This window comes from Senegalimassilia faecalis (genome assembly GCF_004135645.1).
Classification (GTDB): domain Bacteria; phylum Actinomycetota; class Coriobacteriia; order Coriobacteriales; family Eggerthellaceae; genus Senegalimassilia; species Senegalimassilia faecalis.
On record NZ_SDPW01000001.1, the window covers coordinates 1405561 to 1428690 of the forward strand.

The 23130-nt window shown below is 62.1% G+C and carries 18 protein-coding genes and 1 tRNA gene; 13 read left to right on the top strand and 6 right to left on the bottom strand.

Annotation, left to right across the window (positions count from 1 at the left end; genetic code table 11):
* The first annotated feature begins 120 nt into the window (after positions 1-120).
* On the top strand, positions 121-1266 hold the full coding sequence (rpsA, locus tag ET524_RS05890) for a 30S ribosomal protein S1 (RefSeq protein WP_449133264.1): 1146 nt from the start codon (positions 121-123) through the stop codon (positions 1264-1266).
* A 295-nt stretch (positions 1267-1561) separates the two neighbouring features.
* On the opposite strand, the gene ET524_RS05895 is transcribed toward rpsA, so the two are convergent.
* Positions 1562-3790: an acyltransferase family protein gene (locus ET524_RS05895; protein WP_129424052.1), complete on the bottom strand. Its 2229-nt coding sequence runs from the start codon at positions 3788-3790 to the stop codon at positions 1562-1564.
* 165 nt (positions 3791-3955) lie between these two features.
* Here ET524_RS05895 and coaE point away from each other — a divergent pair, with 165 nt between their 5' ends.
* Both coaE and uvrB read left to right on the top strand, forming a co-directional pair.
* Positions 3956-4564, top strand: a complete 609-nt coding sequence (gene coaE / locus ET524_RS05900; RefSeq protein WP_236648267.1) for a dephospho-CoA kinase — start codon at positions 3956-3958, stop codon at positions 4562-4564.
* A 165-nt stretch (positions 4565-4729) separates the two neighbouring features.
* A complete protein-coding gene (uvrB, locus tag ET524_RS05905; RefSeq protein ID WP_201738841.1) occupies positions 4730-6847 on the top strand; it encodes an excinuclease ABC subunit UvrB in 2118 nt (705 codons plus the stop codon).
* Positions 6848-7009: 162 nt separating this feature from the next.
* On the opposite strand, the gene larE is transcribed toward uvrB, so the two are convergent.
* Entirely contained in the window at positions 7010-7849 is an 840-nt protein-coding gene (gene larE / locus ET524_RS05910; RefSeq protein WP_129424056.1) for an ATP-dependent sacrificial sulfur transferase LarE, read from the bottom strand.
* A gap of 92 nt (positions 7850-7941) precedes the next feature.
* Positions 7942-8577, bottom strand: a complete 636-nt coding sequence (locus ET524_RS05915; RefSeq protein ID WP_129424058.1) for a glycoside hydrolase family 25 protein — start codon at positions 8575-8577, stop codon at positions 7942-7944.
* 629 nt (positions 8578-9206) lie between these two features.
* Between ET524_RS05915 and ET524_RS05920 the strand changes: the two genes are divergently transcribed.
* A complete protein-coding gene (locus tag ET524_RS05920) occupies positions 9207-9635 on the top strand; it encodes an RrF2 family transcriptional regulator (protein ID WP_129424060.1) in 429 nt (142 codons plus the stop codon).
* Positions 9636-9696: 61 nt separating this feature from the next.
* Here the strand turns inward: ET524_RS05920 and ET524_RS05925 are convergent, their stop codons facing one another.
* Together ET524_RS05925 and ET524_RS05930 are read right to left on the bottom strand one after the other, a co-directional pair.
* Positions 9697-11208: an ATP-binding protein gene (locus tag ET524_RS05925; protein WP_129424062.1), complete on the bottom strand. Its 1512-nt coding sequence runs from the start codon at positions 11206-11208 to the stop codon at positions 9697-9699.
* A gap of 33 nt (positions 11209-11241) precedes the next feature.
* Entirely contained in the window at positions 11242-12783 is a 1542-nt protein-coding gene (locus tag ET524_RS05930; RefSeq protein WP_201738693.1) for a vWA domain-containing protein, read from the bottom strand.
* 94 nt (positions 12784-12877) lie between these two features.
* Here ET524_RS05930 and ET524_RS05935 point away from each other — a divergent pair, with 94 nt between their 5' ends.
* Both ET524_RS05935 and recN read left to right on the top strand, forming a co-directional pair.
* Positions 12878-14914 (top strand): leucine-rich repeat domain-containing protein, encoded by a 2037-nt coding sequence (locus ET524_RS05935; protein ID WP_201738694.1) that lies wholly within the window; start codon positions 12878-12880, stop codon positions 14912-14914.
* 192 nt (positions 14915-15106) lie between these two features.
* Positions 15107-16771, top strand: coding sequence for a DNA repair protein RecN (gene recN, locus ET524_RS05940; RefSeq protein ID WP_129424066.1), 1665 nt, complete (start codon positions 15107-15109; stop codon positions 16769-16771).
* Positions 16772-17130: 359 nt separating this feature from the next.
* Here the strand turns inward: recN and ET524_RS05945 are convergent.
* A tRNA-Val gene (locus ET524_RS05945) sits at positions 17131-17205 on the bottom strand.
* Between the two features lie 316 nt (positions 17206-17521).
* On the opposite strand from ET524_RS05945, the gene cpaB reads away from it, so the two are divergent.
* Genes cpaB through ET524_RS05980 form a run of 7 tightly spaced genes read left to right on the top strand, consistent with a single transcriptional unit; the run spans position 17522 to position 23118 of the window.
* The gene (gene cpaB, locus ET524_RS05950; protein WP_129424068.1) at positions 17522-18172 is read left to right on the top strand and encodes a Flp pilus assembly protein CpaB; all 651 of its coding nucleotides are present in this window, start codon (positions 17522-17524) and stop codon (positions 18170-18172) included.
* Positions 18173-18207: 35 nt separating this feature from the next.
* Positions 18208-19557, top strand: a complete 1350-nt coding sequence (locus tag ET524_RS05955) for an AAA family ATPase (RefSeq protein ID WP_129424070.1) — start codon at positions 18208-18210, stop codon at positions 19555-19557.
* Between the two features lies 1 nt (position 19558).
* The gene (locus ET524_RS05960; protein ID WP_129424072.1) at positions 19559-20878 is read left to right on the top strand and encodes a CpaF family protein; all 1320 of its coding nucleotides are present in this window, start codon (positions 19559-19561) and stop codon (positions 20876-20878) included.
* Entirely contained in the window at positions 20848-21789 is a 942-nt protein-coding gene (locus tag ET524_RS05965; protein ID WP_129424074.1) for a type II secretion system F family protein, read from the top strand. The genes ET524_RS05960 and ET524_RS05965 overlap by 31 nt, the downstream gene beginning before the upstream one ends.
* Positions 21789-22703: a type II secretion system F family protein gene (locus ET524_RS05970; protein ID WP_129426123.1), complete on the top strand. Its 915-nt coding sequence runs from the start codon at positions 21789-21791 to the stop codon at positions 22701-22703. The genes ET524_RS05965 and ET524_RS05970 overlap by 1 nt, the downstream gene beginning before the upstream one ends.
* Positions 22704-22721: 18 nt before the next feature.
* Positions 22722-22922 carry a Flp family type IVb pilin gene (locus ET524_RS05975; RefSeq protein WP_129426125.1) on the top strand — a complete coding sequence of 67 codons (201 nt, stop codon included), beginning with the start codon at positions 22722-22724 and terminating at the stop codon, positions 22920-22922.
* Positions 22891-23118, top strand: coding sequence for a hypothetical protein (locus tag ET524_RS05980; protein ID WP_129424076.1), 228 nt, complete (start codon positions 22891-22893; stop codon positions 23116-23118). Before ET524_RS05975 ends, ET524_RS05980 begins: the two co-directional genes overlap by 32 nt.
* Positions 23119-23130: the final 12 nt, after the last annotated feature.

The window sequence follows — 23130 nt, forward strand, 5'->3', positions numbered from 1 at the left end:
CATGGTTAATGTAGCAATCATTCATGACGAAGGGTCCCCGGCAAAGTATGGAAGGGGTCCGTTTTGACCGACATTAAGAACACGTCTGTCATCGACTTCGAGGACATCTCCGACGATCAGATGAACCAGATGATCGACGGAACGCTGACCGAGTTCGACGAGGGCGACCTGGTCAACGGCACGGTCGTTAAGATCGAGCATGACGAGGTGCTGGTGGACATCGGATTTAAGTCCGAGGGCGTTGTGCCCGTCCGCGAGCTGTCCATCCGCAAGGATGCCGATCCGTCCGAGATCGTCAGCCTGGGCGAGCCCATCGAGGCTCTCGTTCTGCAGAAGGAGGACAAGGACGGCCGTCTGATCCTCTCCAAGAAGCGTGCCGAGTACGAGCGTGCTTGGATCAGCGTCGAGGAGAAGTTCAAGGCTGGCGAGACCGTCACCGGCGAGGTTATCGAGGTTGTCAAGGGCGGCCTGATCCTGGACATCGGCCTGCGCGGCTTCCTGCCTGCGTCTTTGGTCGACCTGCGTCGCGTCAAGGACCTGGACATGTACCTGCACACCGAGATCGAGGCTCGCGTCATCGAGATGGACCGCAACCGCAACAACGTTGTTCTGTCCCGCCGCGTGCTGCTTGAGGAAGGCCGCAAGAACGAGCGCGCCGAGATTCTCTCCAAGCTGTCCAAGGGCATGCGCCTCAAGGGCACGGTTTCCAGCATCGTCGACTTCGGCGCCTTCGTTGACCTGGGCGGCATCGACGGTCTGGTCCACATCTCCGAGCTGTCCTGGAACCACGTCAACCATCCGTCCGAGGTCGTCAAGGTCGGCGACGAGGTTGAGGTTGAGGTCCTGGACGTCGACCTGCAGCGTGAGCGCATCTCCCTGGGCCTGAAGCAGACCACCGAGGATCCGTGGATCAAGCTCGTCGAGAGCTATCCGGTTGGCTCCATCGTTGACGGCAAGGTCACCAAGACCGTTCCGTTCGGCGCCTTCGTCGAGCTGGGCCAGTCCATCGAGGGCCTGGTGCACATCTCCGAGATGGCTATGCGCCACATCGACACGCCTGCTCAGGTTGTCAAGCCTGGCGACATGGTGAAGGTCAAGGTCATGGAGATCAACCCCGATCGTCGTCGCATCAGCCTGTCCATGAAGGCTGCCGCTGCTGAGATGGGCTTCGAGATCCCCGTGGACGAGTCCATCCAGGCTGAGGAGAAGCCGGCCAAGAAGCGCGAGAAGAAGGCTGACAAGCCCGCTGAGGCCAAGGCCGAATAACCTGAACGCTAGCTTCAAGCTTCTGCTTAACAGCGAACGAGCCCCCGGTTGTTACCGGGGGCTCGTATTGTATCGGGACGCGAAAGAGTCGGCGACATGGTGCGAGCTCGACGTGCGGATTCAGGGCTGTCGCTTTGCTGAGAGCGGGTAGGGAAGTTATTGCGGGGGCATTTGCGGCGAAAGGCAGGGTCTTGGCGCTTTCCGTTCCTGAGATGTTGGCATCGACCGTAAAAACGAAGGGCCTGAAACGATACGACATCGTTTCAGGCCCTTCGCAATAATGCGGCAACGCCGGCTAGTTTTGATTGGGCTGTTCCCCAAGGGTGTTGGCTAGGTTGTTGGCGAGCGTGCGTGCGGCGGATTCCTGGGCGCTGATAGCGGCGTTCGTTGCCTGCTCGTAGGGCGTTTCGATTTTCGCCACTTCGTCGTTGGGCTTGTGCTCGGGCAGCAAGTCGGCAATGGCGTCGTGCACCAGGTCGATGTAGGCTTGGGCGCCGTCTTGGGACAGATGGGTACCGTCGCCGTCAAACCAGTCGCCGTGCGGCGCACTGGCGCTATACCAGTCGATAACCTGCACGTTGCCGTAACGGCCAGCTGCGCGTTCAAGTGCGGCGTTCGTTTCGGCCATCCAAGTTTGCGGGCTGCGCGTGTTCACGAAGAACACGTGCTTATCGGTGCCCACTTCGCCCAGCAAATCGTCAAGCTGTTCATCGGTTACCTGGCCGTTTGTGCCCAACGCGAACACGACAATATCGCCGACAATACCCTGCTCGGCATAGGAGCGGTACACGTCTTCGCCCACGGTAAGCTGGCGGTTCACGGCGGCGTCGATGGCGCCGTAGGGGAATGTTTCCGTGAAGTTCGGAATGGCGCGCACGGAAACGGAGTCGCCGATCATCAGCACGTCAAGCTTGGCCTTCTCGGCGGTGGCGGCATCGTTTGCAGCGGGAACGCCGGCAACGTGAGCGCTTTCGTCCTTCAGCAAGTCGCCGCCTTCAAGAGCTGACGTGTTCGGCACGAAGATAAGGCCGCCAACGCACACGAGCGTAACGGCTGCGGCTGCGGCGGTGGGGATGGCGTGATCGCGCAGCCAGTTGGCCAGGTACACCTCGCCCGAGCGCACGCGGCCCACGAACGTGCCGATGGAGCCGTGGCGGATGGGGTCTTCCACGAACTTGTAGGAAAACGCCGCGCAGGCGAACATAACGGCAAGCTCCACCAGGTACATCCACCAAGGAGTGCCGGCGATGTTGCTGCGCGGGTTCATCAGCAGCAACAGGGGATAGTGCCACAGGTAGATGCCGTACGAACGCAGGCCGATCCACACTAGGGGCTTCGCGGAGAACACCTTGCCCAGGATGGACGACGGATGCACGATAACGGCGATGATTACCATGGTGATGATGGACGCTAGCAAAATGCCGCCGCGATACATGATGGCCGACGTGCCCTCGATGCAGCCCATCATGGCAATCAGCCCGATAAGCGCGATGCCGCCCACGGCGTCAAGGGCGATGCGCACGTTGCGGTCAAGCTGCACCTCGTTATCGGCGCCTAGCTGGTTAGAGGGCCACACGAAGGCAAGCCATGCGCCGATGAGCAGGCTAAACGCGCGCGTGTCGGTGCCGTAGTACACGCGCGAGGGGTCGGCATCGGGGTTGAACAGCAGCGCCATCTCAAGTGCTGAAGCCAGTACCAGCACCAGCGTGGCGTTGCGCATGTGGCTGCGCTTCACGCCGAACTTGTGGGCCAGAATCAGCACCACGGGCCACACGACGTAGAACTGCTCCTCGATGGCCAGCGACCAGAAGTGCGTGACGGGGCTTGGCGCGCCCAACGCATCGAAGTACGACACGTCGCGCAGGATGTACCACCAGTTCGTCACCCAGCACAGCGCGGCCCACATGTCCTCGCGCAGCTTGGTAAGCAAGCTGTGGTCGAAGATGGTGCACAGTGCGGCCACGCAAATGATGACGAATGCGATGGCCGGGAACAGGCGTTTTACGCGCCGCAGCCAAAACTGCGGCAGGTTGATGGTGCCGGTGTTGTCCCATTCGATCAGCAGAAGGCTGGTAATAAGGTAGCCGGACAAGACGAAGAACACCGTGACGCCAAGCAGGCCGCCGGGTGCCCATGCCATGCCCATGTGATACGCGATGACGCCGAGCACGGCAAGCGCGCGCAGGCCATCGAGCGCGGGAATGTAGCGTGACTTCTTCTTGGGAGCGGGTTGCGCGCCGCGCTTACGGTTGGCGGAAGGCGTTTGGGCGCGTTCCGAGGCATGGGTGCATGCATGTGCGTTTGTGCCAGTCGCAGATGCCGTGCGCGTGTGAGCGCTTGCGGTACGCGAATGGTTTGTCGAAGCGGCTGGACGTGTGGCGCTATGCTGTGAGTGAGCGTGGCGAGATGCGTCGCTGCCGGCGGTGCGAGCGGAGTATGAGCGTTGCTGAGCCTGCTGAGCTTCGTGTGCGGAACCAACGTGCGTGCGGTTCCCGTAGTGCCTGGTGGCCGGCGTTTCCGGCATGTTCGATCCCTTCTCATTTGCTGCTCTCCCAAATTTGCAGCATAGCCCTCAGTATACCAGCGCCGCCCACCGCGCCTGTTGTCAAATGGTTGCTTGCACCCGGACTGTCGGGCACGGTTTACGTGTATCATGGAAACGTGATGGTGCAAGTGAAGGAGGCAAGGCATGGGCATGAAAAAGCTGTTCATTATCGGCGGCATGGGTTCTGGCAAGTCCACGGCTCGCAAGGTACTGGCCGAGCAGGGCGTTCCGTTTATCGATCTTGACAAAGTTGGGCACGATGTCCTTGAGTGGGATACGGTGAAGGACGACTTGGTCGAGGCTTTCGGCGCGGATATCTTGGGCCCTGATGGGCGCGTCGTTCGCTCGAAGGTTGCGGCGAAGGCGTTCACCACGCCGGCGGAAACGCGCAAGCTCAACCGCATTTCCATGCCGCGCATCGAGGAGTCGTTCACCGATCAGCTTGATGAGCTGGAGCGCGAAGGCAACAAGGCCGTGGTGGTGGAATACTCCGTGTTCAAGAACCGCCAAACGTCCATGGCCAACGGCGCCGACGTGGTTATTGCGGTGCTTGCGCCGCTTGACGCGCGCATCGAGCGCGCTGTGAAATCCGGTTGGGACGAGACGGACGTGCGCAACCGCATTGCGCGCCAGATCAGCGATGCCGAGCGCATCGAGCAGGCCGATGTGGTGTTCAACAACGACGGCACGCCCGATCAGCTGCGCGAGAAAGTTATCGCGTGGTGGACGGAATACGCTAAAACGTTGGACTAGCGTTTCGTTGGAGAAACGGGAAAGGCTGCTAAGGCGGCCTTTCTTTTTGGTTACAAAAACGTACACTTGTTCTTTTCTTGGCGACATGCTAGACTGCAAGACCTAAACCGAATGCAAGGTAGGGTGCGTATGTCCAGTCATCTCAGGAACATCGAAGGCGTTGAAATGGAAGGCAAGCTGCCGGAAGTGCGGCTTGCCAACACGCCGTTTCACGTGGTTAGTCCGTACGAGCCGTCGGGCGACCAGCCGCAGGCCATACAAAAGCTGGCGTCGGGCATCGAAGAGGGCTTGCGCTATCAAACGCTGCTGGGCGTGACGGGGTCGGGAAAAACGTTCACCATGGCGAAAACCATCGAGGCCGTGCAGAAGCCCACGCTGGTCATGGCGCCGAACAAAACCTTAGCGGCGCAGTTGGCAAGCGAGCTCAAGGAATTTTTCCCCGACAACGCGGTGGTGTACTTCGTTTCGTACTACGACTATTACCAGCCTGAGGCGTATGTGCCGTCGTCGGACACGTTCATCGAGAAAGATGCGTCTATCAACGAAGAGGTGGAAAAGCTGCGCCATGCGGCAACAAGTGCGTTGCTGTCGCGCCGCGACGTCATCGTGGTGGCTTCGGTCAGCTGCATATATGGCATTGGCAGCCCCATGGACTATGCGGGCATGGCGGTGTTTCTGGACAAGCAGAAGGAAATGGACCGCGACCAGGTTATTCATGACCTTATCGACATCCAGTACGATCGCAACGACTATGAGCTGAAGCGCGGTACGTTCCGCGTGCGCGGAGACAACCTCGATGTGTTTCCTCCTTATGCCGACAATCCCATACGCGTTGAGTTTTGGGGCGACGAAATCGAGGAGATCGCCGAAATAGACAACGTCACGGGCGAGGTGCTGCAAAGCTTCGAGGCGTTGCCCGTGTGGCCGGCGTCGCATTACGTCACGGCGCGCCCGAAGATGGAGCACGCCATCAAAACCATTCAAGAAGAGTTGCGCGAACGCCTGCAGCAGTTTAAAGACGAAGGCAAGCTGCTTGAAGCGCAGCGTTTGGAAATGCGCGTGAACTACGACCTTGAGATGCTGGAAACTATGGGGTTTTGCAGCGGCATCGAGAACTATTCGCGCCATCTTGATGGGCGTGAGCCGGGCGAGCCGCCGTACACGCTTATCGATTACTTCCCGAAAGACTTCCTGTGCATCATCGATGAAAGCCATGTGACGGTGCCGCAGATTCGCGGCATGCACGAAGGCGACCGCAGCCGCAAGATCACGCTTACCGAGCACGGGTTCCGCTTGCCAAGCTGCTTGGACAACCGTCCGCTGCGCTTCGATGAGTTCGAAGAGCGCATTCCGCAATTCGTGTACGTTTCGGCCACGCCAGGCGACTACGAGCTGAAGGTGAGCCAGCAGCGTGTTGAGCAGATCATTCGTCCTACCGGCCTGCTTGACCCTGAAATCATCGTGCGCGGCAGTGCCAGCCAAATCGATGACATCGTCGACGAGGCGAAGGAGCGCGCTGACCGTAGCGAACGGGTGCTGATTACTACGCTTACGAAGAAGATGGCCGAGGATTTGACGGACCATTTGCTCGACCGGGGCATCCGCGCGCGCTATATGCATAGCGATATCGGCACGCTTGAACGCGTCGACATTTTGCGTGATCTGCGCTTGGGCAAATTCGATGTGCTGGTGGGCATCAACTTGCTGCGTGAGGGCCTTGACTTGCCCGAGGTCACGCTTGTGGCCATCCTAGACGCCGACAAAGAGGGCTTCTTGCGCAACCAGCGCAGCCTTATCCAGACGATTGGCCGTGCAGCACGTAACGCGAAAGGCCAGGTCATCATGTATGCCGATAAAACAACGGATTCCATGGACCTGGCAATTAGCGAAACCCGGCGCCGCCGCAGCATCCAGATGGCGTACAACAAAGAGCATGGCATCACGCCGAAAACGGTGACGAAGGCCGTTACTGACATCATGAGCTACGTGCATGGGGAAATGGGCGACGTGTCTTCTGAAGAAGTGAACAAGCAGCTTGCCGAGCTGTCGCGCGAAGAAGTGCTGCGCGTTATTTCCAGCATGGAAGACGACATGGCCGAGGCCTCGCGCAACATGGACTTTGAGGAAGCAGCGCGCTTGCGTGACGAGGTGGTGCGCCTCAGGGCAAGCGTGGAAGGCGAAAGCGAAGCCGACGTGCTGAAGGACCTGAAGAAAACGGCGCGCAAAGGAAGCGCGTTCGGCAACCGAAAAAATGCTGCGTATGGTAGCTCGCGGCGGTCGTGATTTGCAGGCGGATTGCATCGCAGCTGCTTCGATCGAAGCGTGGATATGCGTGGCGTGGTATGGCTGCCGCGAGACGGGGTTCGTTGGGCTGTCGCGGCCTAGGGGGGCTTGAGCGCCTGTAGAGGCGTGGCGCTTGCGGGCGCTCTGGCGTAGTTGCTGGCGTTACTCGATTGTGCGGTTCAGGCTGCCTGATAGATAGCCTTCGGCATCAACGGAAACGTAGTCGAACCCTGCGTTGCGGATGCGCGCTGCAAGGTCGCTGGTGGTGAAGGCTTCCATAAGCGCAACGCGCTGAGCAGGCGGTACCTCAATGCGCGCGAGCTTACCGTGCGCGCGGCAGCGGACCTGCGCGAACCCGGCTTCGATGAGCAGGTCTTCGGCGGTTTCGATGGCAGACAGCTTTTCGGCGGTGATGGTGTTGCCGTAGGGCACGCGGCTTGCAAGGCAGGCGTAGGAAGGCTTGTTCCAGGTGGGAAGGCCCAGCGCGTGCGAAAGCTCGCGCACGTCGGCTTTGGAAAGGCCGGCTTTCAGCAAGGGGCTTTCAACGGACAGCTCGGCAAGCGCCTTAAGGCCGGGGCGATAGTCGCCAAGGTCGCTGGTGTTCGTGCCTTCGGCAACGTGGGAAAATCCTAGGTCAGCAGCTTTTTGCAGGATGCAGCCGAACAGGGCGGTTTTGCACACGTAGCAGCGGTTGGCAGGGTTTTCCGCAAAGCCATCGATGGCAAAGGCGTCAACGTCCATGATAATGTGACGGATGTGCTCGATGTTGCAGAAGTCGCTTGCTTCTTGCACTTCGCGGGCTGGAATCATCTGCGCGCGGGCTGTGATGGCAACGGCGTTTTCACCAAGCGCGTCGTGCGCAACTTTGAGGAGCAGCGTTGAATCGACGCCGCCGGAAAAGGCGATGGCAAGGTGCCCGAGCTGTTGGATGTTGCTTGCGAGCGCATCGTATTTCTGCTGAAATTCGGGCGACAATGGCGTTGCCGAAAGCTGTGTTTGCATGAACGCTCTCCTTTGCGGCTTGTTTTCGCCACCGTATCATATGAAGTTGGCTTCAAGTCTTGCGGGGGCGGTGTTGCAAGTTGCAAATACCGTCACAAGGCGTCGGTGAATCTGAGGTTCAGATCAACGGGGGTCGAGATGCCGGAAACGCTACCGCTGTTCGTGTATTGCCACAGTGCGAAGTCGAACTGCCCGGAAGGCTGGTTGGCGTTGTATTCCGCGAACCACACAAGGCGACCTTCCAAATCGCTGAGGTTAAGGCGGGCGATGTCCACTTTGTTGCCGTAAATCATCGACGTGTACCCGGCCGCCTCGACGCGCTCGCAAAATGCCCTTGCGGCGGCCGTGAGCGTGGCGCGGTCGACATTGTTGCCGCGCGCACCTGTGGTGGTGTCCTGCTCGTGGTCGAACACGATGGGCAAGTCCAAGTTGCGTCCGTTTAACAAGCTCAAGACAAGGTCGGCTTCCTGCTGCGCTTCTTCAACGCTGGTTGCCTGCGAGTAGAAATACGTGCCAACTTGCAGGCCGGCTGCAGCGGCGTTGCTGAGATTTTCCTCGAACATGCTGTCGGTGAACAACCCGCCTTCGGTGGTGCCGCGATATCCTGCGCGCACGAACGCAAACGAGATGCCGTCGTTTTTCACAGCTGGCCAATTGATGGAGCCCTGAAGTTCGGACACATCGATGCCTACCTGTGATTTCTGCACGCCGTTTTCCGTATAGGTCATGCGGTCGCCTGAAAGAGCAAGGCCGGAAAAGTCGTAGGGACTGACGTAGGCAGTGCGTGATGAGCTGCTAGGGGCTTCGGCATTAGAAGCAGGCTGGCTCAGAAATGTGGTTGTGGCAATTCCCGTAACAACCGCAAGTGCCACAAGGGCTGCAACTGCAAGAGGGATGCGCGGAAACGAGGGCTTCGACTGATGTGCACGCGTACGCGTAGGCGCAGTGCGCGTGCGGGATGCGCTCGCGCGTCCATGCGAAGATGCTTGTCGATTGCGCGCTACATGCTGCTGGTTTGTTGGCCGGTGTGTTGCCGGAGTGCTGTTTCGTTTTTTATCCATAAGATAATCCTAGCAAACGCAATGAATTACAACCGTTCTACAGCCGCTATAGACGCGGGGATTTCAGATGCCGTTCACAGCCATTTCACGCCGCTTGAACGCATCTTTTCAATGACAGAACTATTGCAGACCCGCTTTCAATAAGTTAACTATATAATTATAAGTAAAATGCACAGCAAGATTCTCAACCGCCATATGCAGGGATTCACCGTGAAGGAATGACCTTGTACTCGCGGAGCAAGCGCATCCAGGTTCGTCCAAAGGCGACGAACGGCAATAAAGGTGGATCGATACGTATGATGGTTTCAACTCGTGGGCGCTATGCGCTCCGTCTCATAATAGACATTGCAAAGCAGGGGCAAGCCGGCGCGCTTGTTGCCATGCGCCAGTCCGCCGAACGGCTGGGCTTGTCGGTGAAGTATCTCGAGCAGCTTGGCGGTGCGCTTGTGCGCGGCGGCGTGCTGAAAAGCATTCGCGGTGTGAATGGCGGGTACTACCTTGAACGCTCGCCTGCCGAAATCTGCATCGGGGATGTGCTGCGGGCAACGGAAGGATCGTGCATGCCCGTAAGCTGCTTGGACGATGAAGCCGTGTGCGAACGGGTTGATGCGTGCGAGGCGCGCGAATTCTGGCGCGGCATGGGAGACGCCATCACGGACTACATGGATAGCATGACGCTGGCCGATGTGCTGAAACTTGGCGAAGAGCAAGAGCGTCCGGAATAGGGCGTTGCGGGGCTAGTGGGGCGCGGCTGGAAACAGTCGCGCCCCACTTTTTCGCGGGCGGCTAGCTTTCGTCGAGTGCGGTCTGCTTGATGCGCTGCGCCAAATCAGCGCCGCGGTCGCCGAACTGCAGGTTCGCGTTGTGCGCGAAAAACCGTTCGTTGCCGTGGGCGTTGATGAACGCCATGCTGTAGCGGTTTGCCGACAGGTCGGTGATAAGCAGCAGCATCTCCTGGCCTTCGCCAAATGCCTGTTCGGCGAATGCAAGCGCGTTGTCAAGCGACTGCTCGCCTTCGCCGACGCGCTGCTCAAGCTTGTCAAGCAACGCTCCGAACGCTTCTTTCACCTGGTCAAACGTGAGGGTTCCTCCATTGGAGGCCAGGCGCTGCGCGCGTTCAAGCACCTCAAGCGCGCGCTCGTACGAACGATATTTCTGCTCGGAAAGCAGACCGCTTGCCCGGTCGGTGCGCAAAAGCTGCTGGATGTTCGCTTCAAGCTCGCGCACGGCCTCGGTGGCATCGCTCGTTTCGCTTTGGGCCAGCGTATCGCGCAGTCCCATAAGACGGGGGTGCGTAAACTCAACAGCGCCCTCTTCCAGAACCGCTTCGCGCAATGCGTTCGAAAGCGCATCGGAAATCAGCCCCACCAGCGACACCCGTTCGTCGAACGGCGCCTCCTGCGCGCGCTGCGCAACATCGGCCTCGGCCGTGCCGGCAAGGATGCGGTCGATTTGGTAATCGGAACGGTATTTCGTGAACAGGTCGTAATACACGGCGAAGCGCTTGGCTATTTCGGGCGCCTGCACGTATTGCCCGATAAGGATATCGTCGACGGGTAGGTCCTGCGCTTCGTACAGCTTGATGGCGCTGGAAAGGTCGTCCCAGCCGCGCGCCGTGATGAACTCCTTGCCGTCTGCGGTGGTCTCAAGGTGATAGAAGTGCTCCTGCTCAACGTCAAGGTACGTGATGACGGCGGGATGCACGCCGCTGGCCAGGGCATATTCGCGCCACGCCTGGTAGTCGGGCTCAACATCGATGCGCTTGAGGCGGTCCCACGTTGCCAGGTCGAAATCGCGCGCCGTGCGGTTGTATTCGGGCGGGTTGCCGGCGGTCACCACGATCCACCCCTCGGGCACCTTGTGGCGGCCGAACACTTTGTACTGCAAGAACTGCAGCATGGCGGGCGTGAGCGTTTCGGACACGCAGTTGATTTCGTCAAGGAACAGGATGCCCTCGGCGTGCCCCGTCTGCTCGATAGAGTCGTACACGGCGGCGATGATTTCGCTCATGGTGTACTCGGATACGTCGTACGTTTCGCCGCCGTACTGCTTTTGCACGATGAACGGCAGGCCCAGCGCGCTTTGGCGCGTGTGGTGCGTCATGGAGTAGGCCACGAACCCCACGTCAAGCTCTTGGGCTATCTGTTCGACGATGGCGGTTTTGCCGATGCCCGGCGCGCCAAGCAGGAAAACGGGGCGCTGGCGTTGGGGCGGCAGGGCGTAGCCGCCGAACTCGTCTTTTGCGAAATACGCTTGCATGGTGTACTTGATTTGCTGTTTGGCTTGTTTGATATCCATGGTGGCTCCTTGTCGGTTGCATGGCGCGGGGCGTTATGCCAGGTCAGGTTCTTGTTCTAAGAACGTATCGTCCAACACGGCCTTCATGGCCCACGGCGGTACGGGCGCGCTTGCATCGGCGGTTTCCTCGTCGGGGAATACAAACGCGGTATCGAACGCGGGCTTGCGGGCGGGGTAGGTTCCTTGGCCGTCGGTGAAATACAGCAGCCCGCCAAGGTTCGTGAATTCTCCCTGATCGATGGCGTTTTGCACGTACGCGAACACGGGGCGGAAATCCGTGCCGCCAAGGCCTTTGACCTCAAGCGCGTTCAGATAGTCGTTCAAGTCGTCCAGGCTTTCGATGCGCGCGACGTCCGTGACGGCCGCGTCGCACTGCACCAGGTGCACGTTCATGTGCGCAAAGAAGCTGGTCTCATTGGCAAGAACGCTGTACGTGCGCTCGAGAAAGCGCCTGACCAGGCCGTCTTTCGTGGACGCCGATGTGTCGATGGCTATGACGAAATCCCTGATGCGGCGCTGCTCCACGTATTCAAGCGGTTCGATAAGCGGCAGATTGCCGTAACGGGAAAGCCCGTAGCAGTAATAGACGTAGTCGAACTCGTCGTCGTTGACGTGCACATGCTCGCCCATGTGGGCGAACTTGCGCAGAAACGTGGTGAAGTCGCGCCGCTTGCGGGTGACGGCGCGCAGGTTCATGGAAAGGTTCGACCCCTCTACGCCCCACAGCTTCACGTAGGAGTCAAGCTGCACGCCCATCTCGTACGCCGCGTTTTTCCACTGCTCGCGCGAGCGGTCCAGGTTCACCGTGTTGGCGAAGCGGTTTGCGGCAACGCCGCGCGCCTGCTCGGGGGCCTGCTTTTCGGTGATGTCGTCAAGCGACATGCCGCGGTGCGCCTTGTGGTTCGGCTTAGCGTTGCGCGCTTCGGGCGGCAGGGGCGCATCGGTGCCGTTTTTGCCTGCTTGCGAAGCGGGAGCTGCAGGCTGCGTTTCGGCGTTTTCTTGCCGCTGCCCCTGTTCTTTTTCGCGCTGCTGCGCTTCTTGCGCGGCCATGCGGTGCCATGGCTCGTGGTCGTCGACGGCGAACGGGGCGCGCAGCTCGGCTAAGGCTTCGGGCGAAAGCTCCTGGTCAACAAGCGTGTGGTAGATTGCTTCAGCGGTTAGGTGCGGGCATACGGCTTGCAGGCGCGCAACAGCTGCGGCCTGCGCTGCTGTGCGGCCCGAGCGTGTGTTCGGCAGGTCAAGTTGCGTGATGGCGGCTTCAACGGCTATGTCGCACGCGGCGTCCCAGCAGGCGGCATGCATGGCCGCCGTGGGGAACGGGTGCAGAAATACGTTGTGCAGCATGACGTGCAGATAGGCGCGCGCAAGGTCTTCGGGGCTGTCCACGAAGCGTTGCGCGATGTCTGCGGGGTCGAACCGCAAGTACGTGCCATCGGTTGCAAGCGTTTGACCGGGAATGGAAAGCGGTTTGACCTGGGAAAACGCAGCGTTTAAGAAACGCAGGCTTGCAAGAAGCTTGTTGCGCGTGAGGTCAAGCGCTTCTTGCGCAAGTCGTGCGGTAGCGTTCGCGCTCACGGTCCCCTCCCTTCGCGCTTGATTTCGCTTTCGGTCGCAGTGTAGCATGGGCGACTGACAGGGTAAACCGGTTTCAGGAGCGGGGGGTGCGGCGATGGCGGCATCGGCGAAGATGGTGTTTTCCGAAGGGGGCAAAACGCCCGAAGATGTGGTGCGGCGTGCGCTTGCGGCGCCGGTTTCGCTTGAACTTGACGACGTGCGCGTGGTGCGGCCTGGGCGTGCTGCAGCGGGTGAAGTGTGGTCGCCGCAGCTGCTTCCGTATCGCGAATGGACAGGCGCGGCGGCGTCGGGCGCTGCTGAGGTTGCGGGGTCGGCGGACGGGGATTTGCTGTCTGCTGGGTCGCTGGGTATGGGCGTTGATGACGCTCGCCGCGCGAACCTGCTGGCGTTGGCGGCAACGCAGCACGATGTTGGCGGCGCGGCGGCCGTTGCCGTGCCGCAGCATGATGCGGACTTGTGCGCCGTCTCTGTGCAGCAAGAGGACGAAGGCTATGCGCTTGTTGGGTTTGACCTGCGAATACTTGCAGAAGCAGCAGGGGTGGCCACGGACCTTGTTGTTGTGCTGCCGTCGTTTGTGGACGGAAAGCCCGTCGTGCGCATCGCGCCCGGGGCGTTCGCGCGGCGGTTGGTACGCGGTATCGGCGTTGACGTGCTGGTGGTGCCGGACACGGTTCGCCGTATCGGGGCAGGCGCGTTTTCCGCGCTTCCGGGTCGGCATATCCATTTAGGGGCGGCCGTGAGCACGGGCGGCGAGCAGGCGTGCGATTTGCTTGGCGTCACGCCTCCGCTTGAGCGTCGCACGTACTCGGTCAGCGCCGGCAACGTCAGCTATCGCGCGGACGGGGGCAGCTTGCTTTCCGCGGATGGGGAGCACTTGCTGTTCTTTGCGCCGCCCTATGCGGCGGATTGCGCGCTTCCCGAGGGTGTGAAGTTCGTTGGCGAATACGCGTTTTGCCAGGGTTGCGCCACGCCGCACGTGGTGCGCGCTTCGCAGGGGCTGACTCAGGTGAAAGCGCGGCAATGGGACGACGCGCTGTGGATATGCCCTGATGAAGCGCCTGCGGCTGCGCGGCTTCGCAAGCGTGGCGTGCGCGTATGCGGGCTTGCTGCGGCGCATCGGGATGCATGCTGGTTCGACCTTGAAGGGCCGGACGCGGTGCTGGTTGCCGGGCCGCCCGCTCCCACGTCGGCTTCGAAGCGCTTTGCCCGAGCTGCCGCCGAGGCCCGCGCAACTTCGGCGTCCGATGGGACCGCCGTTGTGGACGCCGACGAAGCGGCCGCGCGCGCGGAAGCGAACGATTGCGGCGGCTTGGTGTCGGGCGGCAGGTTGGGGCCGGTGGGGCAGGGGCCCTCGGCCGCCGCGCTTGCGCGCCCTGCTGCCAACCGTCTGCTGGAGCTTCCGACGGAAGTTGCGGGCAAGCCGCTTGCTTCCGTTGCCGCCCGGGCGTTGCCTTACGCGCCGCAAACCGTGGTGATTCCCGTATCGGTGCGCGCTATCGGCGACGGCAACCAGTGCCGGGGCACGCGCAGGCTTGTGCTGCCCGAAGGCCTTGAGCGCGTCGGCGCGCACTGCTTCTGCTCGCGCACGTTGGAGACGGTGGCGCTTCCGCGCACGCTGCGCAGCGTTGGCGCGGGCAGCTTCGAGTTCGCCGTGTGTCGCTTGGCGCACAGGGGCGTGTGCGTGCACGTGCCGGCCGACCAGCTGCTCAGTTGCTTTCGTGAGGATGCACCTGAAGGTTGTGACCCATTTGACCTGGTGAAATATGACGAAGTGCTGCGGGCGGGCAAAAACGTTCCCGATCGGTTGGGCGCGCTGCTGCACCGTCTTGCGGCCCCGGTGGGCATAAGCGATTCCGACCACGCGGCGTTTGCGGACGAGGTGCGCTCGTTTGGGCGCGAGGCGCTTGTGCGCGTTGCGCGCGAAGGCGACGTGTCGATGGTGCGCGCGCTTGCCGATGCGGGGCTGCTTGACGGCGCGCGTTTCGACGTGCAGATCGAGCTGCTGCGCCAGGCGAACCGTATGGATTGCGTCGCGTATCTGATGGAGTGGCATCGTAAGCAGGCTGGTGCAGCTTGTTCGGGTGAAGGCGGCTCGGCCGGTCGGGGGATTCGCGACCGCTTCGCCTTATAGTGGGCGCGCGGCCGGCGCAAGCGGCGTTGGGCGCTTGCGGCCAGCGCGCCGGCAAGGTTTCGCGCGCATGTGCGCAACATTCGTGCGCGTTGTGCGTTCCGCGACGAACCACCCGGTTCACTGGTATACTGGCATATAGAACAACCGTACGTTTTAATAAGGCGCGCTTAGCCGCATGCAAGGGGAAACGCGATGATCGACGAAATACAAGTTCGGAATCTGGCGCTTATCAAACAGGCGTCGCTTGTTCCGGCGCCGGGGCTGACGGTGCTTACCGGCGAAACGGGTGCTGGCAAAACGGCGTTGCTGTCTGCGTTGAAGCTGCTTATGGGCGTGCGCGCCGATAAGGATTTCGTGCGCGATGGCGAGCAATCGCTTGAGGTATCCGGGCGCTTTTTCGGCCTTGCGAATGCCGAAGGGCCTGATGGGGATGAGGAAGCATCTGACGAGCTGGTTGCCACCAGGCGCGTAAGCTCGGACGGCCGATCGCGCGTAACGCTTGATGGGCGCATGGCCAGCGTGCGCGAGCTTGCGGCGCGCGTGGCGTCCACTATCGATTTGTGCGGACAACACGAGCAGCAACAGCTTATGAAGCCGACGGCCCACGTGCGCATGCTCGATGCATGGGCGGGCGAGGTGGTTGCGGTGCCGCAAAATGCCTACAAGCAGGCGTTTTCCCAGGCGAAGGCTGCAGCGGAAGAGCTTGACCACGTGCTGAACGCAGGCGCGGCTTCGTCGGCAAAGCTTGACGAGGCGCGTTTTGCCCTGGAGCGCATCGATGCGGTGGGCCCGCGCGAGGGCGAGTACGAGGAGCTGTCCGCGCGCCTTGCGCGCGCCGAGCATGCCGAGGCGCTTGCGTTGGCGGCGAATCGCGCGCACGAGGTGCTTGGCGGCGACGAGGGCGCAATTGATTTGCTGAACAGCGCCATCGCCGCGCTTGACGAGGGCGGGCGCTTCGATGCGGATTTGTCGGCGCTGGCGGATTCTTTGCGCGAGGCGGGGTTCGTGCTTGAGGATGTGGCGCGCTCGGCCCGCGATTATCGCGATGGCGTAGAGTTCGACCCGGAAGCGCTTGAGCAGGACCAAGAGCGCATGTCGGCGCTGCAAGGGTTGCTGCGCGCATATGGCCCGCGCATGGTCGATGTGCTGGAGGCGCGCGATGAGGCGGCCGATCTGGTTTCTGCCGTCGACGACGCGGCTGAGCGCGAGCGCGCGGCGCGGAAGAAGGTCGATGCGGCGGAGCAGAAGCTGGCCTCGGCGGCCCAAGCGCTTGACCAGGCGCGCCGCACCGCGGCGCCGCAGTTCGCTGAGCAGGTGACGGCCCAGATGAGCCGTCTGGAGATGGGCGGTGCCGAGCTGTTGTGCGAGGCGCGCCCTTTGCCGCGCGAGTCGTGGACACAGGCCGGCCCGTCTGAGGTGGAGTTCCTGTTCCGGCCGGGGGCTGGCATGCAGGCCCGCCCGCTTGCCCGCATCGCATCGGGCGGCGAAGTCAGTCGCGTTATGCTGGCGATCAAGGTGGTTTTGGGGCAGGCTGACAGCGTTGACACGCTGGTGTTCGACGAGGTGGACGCCGGCGTTGGCGGTTCAACGGCTGTTGCATTGGCCGATGTGCTGGTTGATTTGGCGCGAACGCACCAGGTCATTGTGGTAACGCACCTTGCTCAGGTTGCCGTGCGTGGCAACGCTCACTACACCGTCAACAAGGTTGCGGGCACTGATGGCAAGCCGCAAACGAATTTGCAGCAGCTTTCCGCCGAGCAGCGCCCGGCCGAGATTGCTCGCATGCTGTCAGGCGATGCCACGCAAGCTTCGCTTGCTCATGCGCGCGAGATGCTTGAAGCTGCCGCAAGGGCTTAGCGTAACGCAGCGTTTGGCCGCGCGCGTTTCACACATGGCATGCTTTCCTTAATCAGGCTTGAAGAACGGGAAACCCGGATGATCTTTTCAAGGTCATCCGGGTTTTGTTTTTGTGCGCGGGACCGTTGCTTGGTGCTGACGGCGGCCTTCTGCAGGTGCGCCTTTGCCTTGCTGCGAAGTGTCATCCATGCGATCAGCCGTGGGGCGCCCACGCATGCGTTTGGTCAAGCCGTCGAAAACGTCGTTCATGACACGAAAACTTTGTTGTGTTGCAAATGGTGTTGCAAGATGTGTTGCAAACTTGATTCGAAAAAGAAAACAGGTCAAGCAAAAGACTTGCCTGACCTGCGATAGCTCAATGGTGGCCGGTACAGGATTTGAACCTGTGACCTTGTGCTTGTAAGGCACCTGCGCTCCCGCTGCGCCAACCGGCCGTTTTCCCTCGAAAAGGGCGAACTGTATTTTCGCATAAGAATGTGCGCTTCGCAAATACTGCACAAATGAGAGCCTTGATCAGGCTTGAAAGGTGTTTCGTCCAAGAAAGGCGTGTGCTGCGCACGTGCCGTGAGCTCTCCGTGTGCTGCGCGGGGCGTGTGCGCAGCGTGCTCTGGTGCAAGGTTTCGCGTGCTTTCGAACGATATGTCGGCAAAAGGTCTGCAAGGTCGGCAGTGCATACTCGTAGACAAGCGAAAGCGAAGTCGGGCAAGGCGGTACAGCGAAACGTTTTGCCTGGCAGATTGCGAGGTGTCTATGAGAAAGAACAAGGCGGCCTTCGTCGGCGTTGTGTGTGGCGTGCTGTGCGCGGCCTGCGTGTTCGCTTATACGCAGGCGGTCCGAGGTGAGGCCGACCAGCAGCGCCGTGACGCGCTGGCCCGCTATGGCGGCGACCAGGTTGAGGTGTGCGTTGCGAAGCGCGATATCGCAGCGGGAGAGGTGGTCGAGGCCTCCGCCATAGAAACGCGTCTGTGGGTGGCCGACTTGCTGCCCGCTGAAGCGGTTCGGCAGGCGTCGGAGGTGGTGGGCTCGAAGGCGTCGTCGGTGATGCTTGCCGGGGAAGTGCTGTCTAAGCGCCGGTTTCAGGCTGAAGGAAGCCAGATCGATGTTCCCGATGGCCAGGTTGCCTTAAGCGTTCCAGCTAAAGACGTCCAGGCGGTGGGAGGCGCTATCGGCCCGGGTTCTTTGGTCGATGTGTATGCCACCGGGGGTTCCGATACGCAGGCGCTGGCCCGAGGGGTGCGCGTGCTTGCCACAAGCGTGGCAGATGGGGAATCGACTGGTTCGTCTTCGGCAAAGGTTTCGTGGGTGACGGTTGCCGTTGGTGCCGATCGAGCCGAGGAAATGGTGTCGGCGGCGCAGCGTACGGAGCTGTACTTCACGCTGCCCGGGGCAAACGCGCGCTGATGCAGGTGGGAATAAAAACGCGGGAAAGGAACGAGATGTCGATGCCGTTGGTGGCGCTTTGCGCGGATGAGGAAAGCCTGCGCAATCCAGAAATGCTCGGCCTTGGCGGTGAAAACCTGGCGGCTCAATCGTGGCTGCAGCTGTTTTCATCGGCTGAACAGGCACGATGCTCCCTTCGAAACGATACGGGCATTCAAGAGGTGTGGGTTGCCTCGTGTGATGAGGTTGCCCCCATCAACCTTGCGGCCGCGTTGAAGCGCGATCGTCGCGATCGGCGGGTGTGCATGCTGTCGGCGCAGGAATCGGGGTCGCTGCGCTCGCGGGCAAGCGCAGCGGGCATTGACGCTTCGTTTACGCGCCAGGCGTTCGTCGAGCGGTATGCGCTTTGCAAGCAGATCGCCATGAGCGCGTCGGCCTCGGCGCCGGTGCAGCCGGCGTCTGGCGGGCCGGCGCTTGCGGGGCCGGCAGGTGCAAGCGCGGTTGAGCCCGCTTGTGCGCCCGCGAAGGGCGCGCAGCCTGCTTTCGCCCAGCCAGCGTACGGGGGCGCGCAGCCGCAAGCGCAGCAACAGGCCTCGGCGCCGGCGCAGGGCAACTCGCGCGGTTTTCTGCTGCCGGTGGTAAGCGGAAGCGGCGGTGCCGGCAAAAGCGCCGTTGCCCTGCTTGCCGCATATGCGGCGCAGCGGATGGGGAAAAGCACGCTGCTGCTCGATTTCGATCTGCAGTTTGGCGACATGGTGGAACTTGCGGGCGTGCAGCATCCGCTGCGCATCGACGAGGCCATTGCGAACCCCGAAAGGCTGACGGGGCTGCAGCCGCAGGGCAACGCGCCTGCGCTGTTGGCGGCTCCGCTGCACATCGATGCGGCAGAGGCGGTGGTTGCGCAGGCGCCGGCGCTTCTTGAAACGCTGCGTGGGCGGTTCGATGTCATTGTGGCGAACACCGGTGGCGCGTGGGCCGAGCAGCATGCGGTGCTGCTCGAGCGTAGTTCGAAGGCGCTGTTCCTGATCGATCAGCGCATGAGCTCGGTATATGCCTGCAAGCGGGCGCTTGATCTGTGCGCGCGGTGCGGCATCGCGGTCAATCCGCTTCTGTTCGTGCTGAACGGCTGTGGAAAAGGCGCGCCGCTTTCCTCGATGGACGTGTCGTGCGCGCTTAAGGGCGCCCACGTGCACGAGCTGGCCGATGGCGGCGCAGACGTTGAGGACATGCTTGCGGCGCACGGAATCGAAGAGCTGTTCGATGCGCGAAACGAGCTGGTGGCAAGTATCGAACAGCTGCTTGCGGAAGTGATTCCCGGCATGCAGGGTTCGCAGCCGGGCGAACGCGAAGGCGCAGGCCTGCCGTTTTTGCGCGGCAAGAAACCGCGCAAGCGCAGGAGGGCCTGAGATGTCGCTTGCGCAGCGGGCGCAGGCATCGGGGTCGGTGCTGCTTGAGCAGCGCGTCGCGCCGCCCGACCTTGCGCGGTTGAAGAGCGACGTGCAACGGTTCGTGTCCGTGGGAGACATCGCGGCCATGATGAGCCGTCAACCCAGGCGGGCGCGCAGCGAGCTTTTAGGAGCGTGCCGTCAGGCTTTTCAGCTGCCAATGTGGCGCGCGGTGCCCGAAGGGCGGCTTGAGGAACTGTCCGCAAGCCTTGTCGACGAGGTGTTCGGCTTCGGCCCGCTTGAGCCGCTGCTGGCAGATCCCACGGTGACGGAAATCATGGTGAACGGCCCTCAAAGCGTGTTTTTCGAGCGAGGTGGCTGTTTGCAGCCTTCTGAACAGGTGTTTTCCGGACAGGGCCAGCTTCGCGCGCTTATCGACCGCGTGCTTGGGCCGCTTGGCAGGCGCGTGGACGAGTCAAGCCCCATGGTGAACGCGCGCATGCCCGAAGGGCACCGCGTCAACGTGGTGATGCCGCCGCTTGCCCCCGAAGGCCCCATCGTCACCATCAGGAAGTTCGCCGAGCGGGTTATGACGCTTGAGGATATGGTTGCCAGCGGGTCGCTTGATAACGAGCTGCGGCAGTTTCTGGAGTGGGCGGTCCGTGCGCGCAAGAACGTGGTGGTTGCCGGCGGAACGGGCAGCGGGAAGACGACGCTGCTGAACGCGCTGTCGTGCTGCATTCCGGAAGGCGAGCGCATCGTGACGATTGAGGACACCGCTGAGCTGCGATTTCTTGAGCATCCGCACGTAGTGCGCCTGGAGGCGCGGCCGCGCAATGCCGAGGGCGTGGGCGAAGTGACCATCCGCGATTTGGTAATCAACGCGCTACGCATGCGCCCCGACCGCATCGTGGTGGGCGAATGCCGAGGGGCCGAGGCGGTAGATATGCTGACCGCCATGAATACGGGCCACGATGGGTCGCTGACCACGTTGCACGCGAACTCGCCGGCCGACATCTTGCCGCGCGTGGTGACGATGGTGCGCTACGGCGTCGACCTGCCCGTCGACGTGATCGAGGCGAATGCGGCAAGCGCGTTCGACGTGGTGGTTCAGACGACGCGCTCGCTTGACGGCTCGCGCTACGTGACGTGCGTTGCCGAGTTCGAGCGCGCCGCGCACGGCGGCGGATGCGGGGTGCATGTGCTGTTCGAGCGCACATCGCCTGGGCTCGCAGGAATGTGGAAGGCGCTGCCAAGGTGGATCGACGACGTGCCGGAGCTGTGCGGCATACCGACTGAGGAGGTAAAGACATGGGAGCATCGGTTGCATGGGGCTGCATGAGCGTTGCCCTGGCGTTTCCTTGCGCCGCGCTGCTAGGCAGCTGTGCGGCGGCCCGTTCGCGCTCGTTTGCTTCGGGCGACATGCTGGCGCGTCTTGCCCGTAACGGCGTTTCATGGACGCTTCCTGCAGCGAAGCGGCTTGCGAAAACGCGTCGCGTGCAGCGGTCTTTGGCGGATGCCGTTGACCTGCTGGGCGAGCGGGGCATCTTCGCAAGTCCTGTGGGATTGCTGTCGCTTGCAATGGCGGCGGCCGTGGCGGTGGCGGCGGTTGTTGGCGCGCTGGCGCAATCGCCGGTTGCGGGCGTGGCCGTGGTGGCTCTGGCCATCGCCTGCCTGCTGACGCGCGTGCACCTGTGGCGCGACAGGCAAGCCGAGGCGCTGCGCGATGCGGTGCCCGACGCGCTTCACGCCATGGGGTCGTGCTTTCAAGCGGGCTTTTCCCCGTTGCAAACGTTTCAGTACTTGGCTTCGGAGCTGCGCGGGCCGTTGGGAAAGCGTTTCGCCGATGCTGCGCACCTTCTTGAAACGGGGCACGACATGCACGAGGCGCTTGATGCGCTGCGCGGTGCGGGCGCTCAGGGAGAGCTGGTGTTCGTGTCGGTGGCGCTTGACGTGCAGCACCAAGCAGGCGGAAGCATGCGTCCGGTTTTGGAAGCGGCGCGGGAAACGGTGGAAGGCGAGCTTGCGCTTAAGCGCTCTCTGCGGGTCCAAACGGCGCAGGCGCGCTTGTCGGCGCGCATCGTGACCATTATGCCCTTCGCGCTGGTGGCGGTGTTTTCGCTGGTGAGCAAAGGGTTTCTCGATCCGTTCTTTGAGAGTCCCTTAGGCGTGGCGCTGCTGTGCATGGCGGTGCTGATGCAGGTTGCGGGCGTTGCGGCCGTGCGGCGCATGCTGTCGATAGAGGTGTCGTGATGACGGTGCTTGCGCTTGCCGCGTGCGTGCTGGCCTGTGCGGCGGGCGCGTGCGCGGGCAGCATGCTGACGCGGCGTTTTGCGGGGCGCCCGAAGCACCGAATATCGGTCGCGGCGCCTTCATTCCCGGGGGTGAGCGGGCTTGATGCCGCGTGCTTGGCGTACCTCGTAAGCACGTCGAAGCGCGTGTCGCTGCATGCGACCAGCCTGCTTTCCCGGCGCCTTCCCCTTCGCCGTGCGCGGGCGTCGTTTGGCGCTTGCGCGGAGAAGGCGGGGCTCTCGGGGCGGGCAAGCGCGGACGGCTATTGCGAGGCGTCGCTTCGGCTGGCGTTTGCCGGGGCGGCGGGCGGCGCGCTGCTTGGCGCGGTCGCGTCGAACGAACTTGCGATTGCGGGGTGTGCGGCGGGTGCGCTGTTCGGCGCCAGCGCTCCGCGCAGAGCAGTGGCGTCGGCCCGCAAGGCGCGCAACCTCTCGCTTGAGCGCAGCTTGTCGGAAATGCTCGAGGTGGTGGCGCTGGGCGTTCGCAGTGGCCTTTCGTTCGACCGCAGCATGCAGTTGTACGCGGCGCATTTCGACGATGCGCTGTCGCGTGAGTGCGCATCGGCGCTGCAGCTGTGGGAGACGGGCATGGCTTCGCGCGGCGATGCGCTGCGGTCGCTTGCCGCTTCGTACGATTCGGCGCTGCTGTCGCGGACGGTGGCGGCAATCACGCGGTCGCTTCGCTTTGGAACGTCGCTTGGCGACGTTTTGGAACAAGCGGCGGACGAGGCGCGTGTTGCCCGTTGCGCTCAGGTGGAAGAGCGCGTGGCGAAAGCGCCGGTCAAGATGATGATTCCCACGGGGGTGCTCATCCTGCCCGCCATGCTTTTGCTTGTGCTTGGGCCGGTGCTGTTGGAATTGATGAAAGGGATGTAGGACATGATCGATGCGGTTATGAGCGGATATCGCCGCGTATTGGCGAACCTTGCGTGCAAGTGGTTTCGCGTTAAGCGCAGGGAAGACGGCCAGGGAACAACGGAGTACGCGATTCTCGTCGGCGTGCTGGTGGTTATCGCCATCATTGCCATCACGGTGTTTCGGCCGAAGCTGCAGGAGCTGTGGGATGCAATTGCAGAAGGCATCAACAGCCTGTAGGCGGCGTGGTGAATGCGGCCAATCGACGGTGGAGTTTGCGGTGGTCGCAGCTGCGTTTCTGGCGGTGACGCTGGGGCTTGGGGCAGTGTGGCGGGGCGTGTCGGGTGGTTTGTTCATCGAACATGCGCTTTCAACGGCATCGCACCACATCGAAGGCGCGGCGCCCCAAACATTGGCGGACATCTTGCTGTATTGAGCGCGAAGTGCG